Below are 5,054 nucleotides of genomic sequence, written 5' to 3'. Positions count from 1 at the left end.
CAGCCCGACACCGCCGCAGAGCAGGACGCTCGACGCCAGGTACGCCAGCGACCTCCACGGCCACGACGACCGCAGGAAGGCCTGCGGCCGCACCCCTCCCCGTGGCGGCGGGCCGTCTCACGCCCCGGCCAGCTGCGGCGGCAGCGGGCGGCGGTGCAGCACGTCGAGCCGTGAGACGGCGCGGGTGAGCACCACGTACAGCCGGTTGAGGCCCCGCGCCTCGGCTTCCACGATCTCCGCCGGCTCGACCACCACCACGTGGTCGTACTCCAGCCCCTTGGCCACCGTCGCGGGTACGACGGTCACCCGCGCGCCCGCCTCGCCGGCCTCGGCGATCGTGACGCCCGCGTCCCACAGCGCCGCCGCCAGCCCTTCGACGGCGGCGTCGGCGGCCACGACGGCGATCGAGCCTTCGCGCAGGAGGGCCTCGCGCACCGCGGCGACGGCGGCCCGCGGGAGATCGGGCACCTCCTCGACGCGGAGCCGGCCGTCGGACCGGAAGGAACGGGTCGGTGGCACGTCCACCTCGAGCTCTCCCAGCAGGCGGTTGGCGAGCGCGACGACGGCCGCGGGCACCCGGAAGCCGGTCGTCAACGCGATCACCTGGGCTCCCGGCTTGCCCAGATGGGTCAGCCGGTCCCGCCAGTCGCGGGCGGCCCACGGCGTCGTGCCCTGGGCCAGGTCGCCCAGCACGGTGATCGAGCCGTGCTCGCTCCTGCGGGCGACGGCCCGGCACTGCATCGCCGACAGGTCCTGGGCCTCGTCGACGATCACGTGCCCGTAGCTCCGCGGGCGCTCCAGCAGGCCGGCGACCTCGTCGATGAGCACGGCGTCGGCCGCCGACCATCTGGCGCTCTTGAACGTCCGCGGCGGTCTGGCCCACCCGATCGCCGCCTGCTCCTGCGGGGTCAGCGTCCCGTCCGCGGCGCGTGCCAGCGCCGCCGGGTCGCCGAGCAGCTCCGCCACCACCTCCTGCGGCCGTACGGCGGGCCACACCGCGTCCAGGAACGGGGTGACGGCCCTGCCCATCTTGCGCGTCCAGGCGGCGTTGACGGTCCGTCCCCGCGCTTCGGCCTGCCGTTGCAGCATGGCGACGGTGCGGGAGAGCACCCGTTCGCGTCCGACGGCGTAGGGCGGAGCCTCGCGCCGGGTGTCGTCGACGATGCGGCGCAGCTCCTCCTCAGCGACGCGCCAGCGGTAGGAGCCGTCGGGGACGGTGACCGGCCCGGTGGGCCTGCGCACCCGCCCGTACAGCGCCCGGCGCAGCACGTCCGCCATGCGGGCGTCGTGCTTGACGGCCGCGGCGGCGTCGTCGTCCACTCCCTGCGCCGGCCCGGGGGCCAGCAGCCGCTCCAGGGTGGTCTGCTCGACGTCGACCTCGCCCAGGGCGGGCAGCACCGCCGAGATGTAGCCGAGGAACGCCCGGTTGGGGCCCAGGACCAGCACGCCTCCGCGTTCGAGCCGCTGCCGGTGGGCGTACAACAGGTAGGCGGCCCGATGCAGGCCGACGGCGGTCTTGCCGGTGCCGGGGGCTCCCTGGACGCAGATCGACTCCTCCAGGTCGGCGCGGACCAGCTCGTCCTGCTCGGGCTGGATGGTGGCGACGATGTCCCGCATCGGGCCGACGCGGGGGCGCTCGATCTCGGCCGCCACGATCCGGCTCGTGGCCCCCAGATCCTCACCGTGGTCGAGCCGCTCGTCCTCGAAACCGGTCAGCGTCATGCCCGCCCAGCCGAACCGGCGGCGTACGGCGACGCCCTGGGGGTCACGGGCGCCGGCCCGGTAGAACGCCCTGGAGACGGGGGCGCGCCAGTCGATCACCATCGGCTGCCGCCCCACGTCGCCGGAGATGTGCCGCCGGCCGATGTAGTAGCGCTGGGCGCGGTGGTCGCCGGCGGCGGCGTCCGAGCCGAAGTCGAGGCGGCCGAAGAACGGCGGGCCGCCGGGCTCCTCTCCCAGCTCCTTGGCGAGGCTTTTGAGGTGCCGCCCGAGCCGCTCGGCGCTGTAGCGGTCGCCCGCCACCCGCTCGCCGATGACGACGTTCAGGCGGGCGCCGTCGAGCATCCTGCGCAGCGCCGCCTCGCAGCGTGCGACGTAGGCCTTCTCCTCGTCGAGCACGGTCCCTCCAGCCCATCAAACATTAACTCGGTTAAGATATTAACCAGGTTAACAGCATTGGTAGGATGGAGGCATGACGGGACTCCGGGACATCAAGCGACAGCGGGTTCATGATGCGATCTCCACGGCGGCGATCACGCTGTTCCTGGAGCGGGGCTTCGGGGAGGTTTCCGTCGCCGAGATCGCGGCGGCCGCGGAGGTCTCCAAGCCCACCCTGTTCAAATACTTCGCCACGAAGGAGGACCTCGTCCTGCACCGGATCGCCGACCACCAGGGCGAGGCCGCGCGCGTCGTCCGGCGGCGCCGGCCGGACGAGGGGCCGCTGGACGCGCTGGAGCGCCACTTCATGGCGGGCCTGGACCGGCGCGACCCGGTCACCGGCCTCAACGACCACGCGGAGGTGCTCGCCTACCACCGCATGGTCTTCTCCACCCCCAGCCTGGCGGCCCGCCTGTTCCACCACATGGCCATGGACGAGGAGGCGCTGGCCGGGGCGCTCGCCGAGGACACCGACGATCTCACCGCGAGTCTCCTGGCCGGCCAGGTGCTCGCCGTGCAGCGCGTGCTGGCCCGCCGGAACTGGCTGCGGCTGGCCGAGGGGGAGACGGCCGCACGGCTCCATCCCGAGGCCGTCCGCGCCGCCGCGCACGCGTTCGCCCTGCTGCGCCGGGGCCTGGACGCCGCGTGAGCCTCCGCGCGGTCCGCGGCGCGGCCCGGGCGGAGGGCCGCTAGAGGGCGTCTCCGTCCCAGGCGAAGGCCGTCAGCGGCGGGTCGAGAGGGGCGTCGATCATCCGGTTGGCGAAGGTCGAGATCGTGTAGGTGCCTATCCCCAGGACGACTTCGAGGGCGTTCTGCGGGGTGTAGCCGGCGTCGAGGAAGGCCCGCAGCTCCTCGTCGCCGACCGCGCCGCAGCGGTCCATGACGGCATGGGTGAACACCCGCAGCGCCTCCAGCCGCGCGTCCGGGAGGGGCTTGCGGGACCGCAGCGCCTCGACGAGCTCGGGCGCGGCCTCCTGCCGGACCAGTGCGGCGGTGTGCATCGCCACGCAGACGTGGCAGCTGTTGCGGGTGGCGACGGTCAGGATGAGGACCTCGCGGTCGAGGGGGGCGAGGGTGGTCTGCTCGAAGATGCCGTTGACCGTGAGGAACCCCTTGAGCGTCTGCGGGGAGAGGGCCATCCGCCCGACCGCCTCGGGGAGGTAGCCGAACTTCTGCTCCGAGGCCTCCAGGATCGGGCGGGCGGCGGCCGGTGCGCTCTCGGCGGTAAGGGTGACGAAGACGTTCTCGGACATCGGACCTGCTTTCGGGGACGGGCGTGCCTGCGCACGCCGCGAGATAATGGTCAACGTGGTTGTCCAAATGGTAAACCTGGTTGACGATTATGGCAACGGGGCGCCGGAGCCCGGCGGGGCCCGGCCTACGCGTGAGCGCCCACGGTCACGGTGCCGATCGTCAGCCGGGGTTCCCCTTCGAGGAACTCCCCGACCCGCTCCACCTGGGCGTCGAGCTCGCTGCGCCGTGCCGCGGTGAGCGGGGCGAACGGCTCCACCGTGATGTCGAGCCTGCGGCCGGAGCGTCGCTGGTGCCATACCCCGGCGGCCGTCCCGTCGACGAGCAGCACCGGGAAGTTCCCCGCCTGGCCGCCGGCCAGGGCGCGGCCGGCGGCCGGGCCGGGGAAGAGCAGCTCGCGCGGGTGGCAGCCGACGGTGTAGGCGTCGAAGTAGGGCAGCAGCCGCACCCCCCGGGGCGGTGCGGAGGGCATCGCGCCGTCCCCGGCGGCCAGCCACGCCGGGGTGCCGTCGACCTCCACCCGCTCGAGCTCGCCGGCCAGGGACTCGAACAGCTCCGCCGCCCACCGCCGCGGTACGGCCAGCCACTGGGCGAACTGGGCGGGCGTGGCCGGGCCGTACGCGTGCAGGTAGCGCTTCAGGACGCCGGCGAGGGCGGTGGCCCCGTCGGCGGGCCGGAAGCCGGGCAGCCACCGGCGCGGGCTGGTGTAGGTGACCTTGCGGCCCCGGTCGGGGCCGAAACACAGCGCGCCCCGGTCCGCCGCCGTGGCGAGGGCCTGGCGCCAGCGCGGCCACATGTCCTGGAAGCCGGGCATGACCAGGTCGCCGGCCCAGGGACCGGTGGCGGCGATGACCTCCTGGCTCAGCTCGTCGATGGTCAGCTCGGCGTCCTGCAGCACGGCCGCGATCGCCTCCACGACCTCATCGATCTGCCCCGGCGTCAGCCGTACGTTCTTGGCATGACTGCTGCGCAGGGGCAGCGCCGACAGCGCGCCGGTCCACATGGGCAGGTCGCCGGTGGGCAGCAGGTGCACGGTGCCCCGCGGTCCGAACGTCTTGACCAGGCTGCGCTCGTCCCACAGCGCCCGGCGGACGTCCGCGCGGGTGAGGCCGGCGACGCGCAGCCCGATGGACAGCTCGGCGGCCGACAGCACCTGGGCGTGCGCGCCGCACATGGCGGCGACGACGTCGGCGGGCCGGGCGTCGCGGGACGGGGCCGACAGGGCATGCCGCTCCAGGCGCCTGGCGCAGACCTCGCTCCATGACAGGTGTGACATCTGGCCCGTGCGGATGCTCATTCGGTGGTGCTCCTTCGATGATCGCGCTCCGTGAGGGCGGAGCCGTCCGGAAGTCGGATACGGCCACCGGGGCCACGGTCCGTTCCACGACGCGACGCGATGAGGTGATGAGGTGAGGTGTCCGACCCTAGAACCTATTTAGGTCGGTTCCTGTCCCATATGACTGGCATCCTGGACTGCATGAGCGACACTCCCGCCCGGCTGTTCACCCTCCTGTCCCTGCTCCAGACCCCGCGCGAATGGCCCGGCAGCGAGCTCGCCGACCGCCTGCAGGTCAGCCCGCGCACCATCCGCCGCGACATCGACCGGCTGCGCGAGCTGGGCTACCCGGTGCAGGCGACGATGGGCG

The 5,054-nt window shown here is 73.7% G+C and carries 5 protein-coding genes; 2 read left to right on the top strand and 3 right to left on the bottom strand.

Annotated features, from left to right (window positions below; all coding sequences use genetic code 11):
* Positions 1-117 precede the first annotated feature (117 nt).
* Entirely contained in the window at positions 118-2,064 is a 1,947-nt protein-coding gene (locus ACWDS7_RS46420) for a HelD family protein (RefSeq protein ID WP_451934503.1), read from the bottom strand.
* 127 nt (positions 2,065-2,191) lie between these two features.
* On the opposite strand from ACWDS7_RS46420, the gene ACWDS7_RS46415 reads away from it, so the two are divergent.
* Entirely contained in the window at positions 2,192-2,806 is a 615-nt protein-coding gene (locus tag ACWDS7_RS46415) for a TetR/AcrR family transcriptional regulator (RefSeq protein WP_451934501.1), read from the top strand.
* A 40-nt stretch (positions 2,807-2,846) separates the two neighbouring features.
* Here ACWDS7_RS46415 and ACWDS7_RS46410 read toward each other — a convergent pair whose 3' ends face one another.
* Complete coding sequence (locus ACWDS7_RS46410) at positions 2,847-3,410, bottom strand: carboxymuconolactone decarboxylase family protein (RefSeq protein ID WP_451934500.1); 564 nt, start codon at positions 3,408-3,410, stop codon at positions 2,847-2,849.
* A 125-nt stretch (positions 3,411-3,535) separates the two neighbouring features.
* Positions 3,536-4,705 carry a winged helix DNA-binding domain-containing protein gene (locus tag ACWDS7_RS46405; RefSeq protein WP_451934499.1) on the bottom strand — a complete coding sequence of 390 codons (1,170 nt, stop codon included), beginning with the start codon at positions 4,703-4,705 and terminating at the stop codon, positions 3,536-3,538.
* A 180-nt stretch (positions 4,706-4,885) separates the two neighbouring features.
* Between ACWDS7_RS46405 and ACWDS7_RS46400 the strand changes: the two genes are divergently transcribed.
* Positions 4,886-5,054 (top strand): helix-turn-helix transcriptional regulator (locus ACWDS7_RS46400; RefSeq protein WP_451934502.1); only part of this gene is annotated, 169 nt, incomplete at its 3' end.

The organism is Streptosporangium sp. NPDC003464, from assembly GCF_053588315.1.
This window is presented reverse-complemented; position numbering and strand designations above follow the sequence as displayed.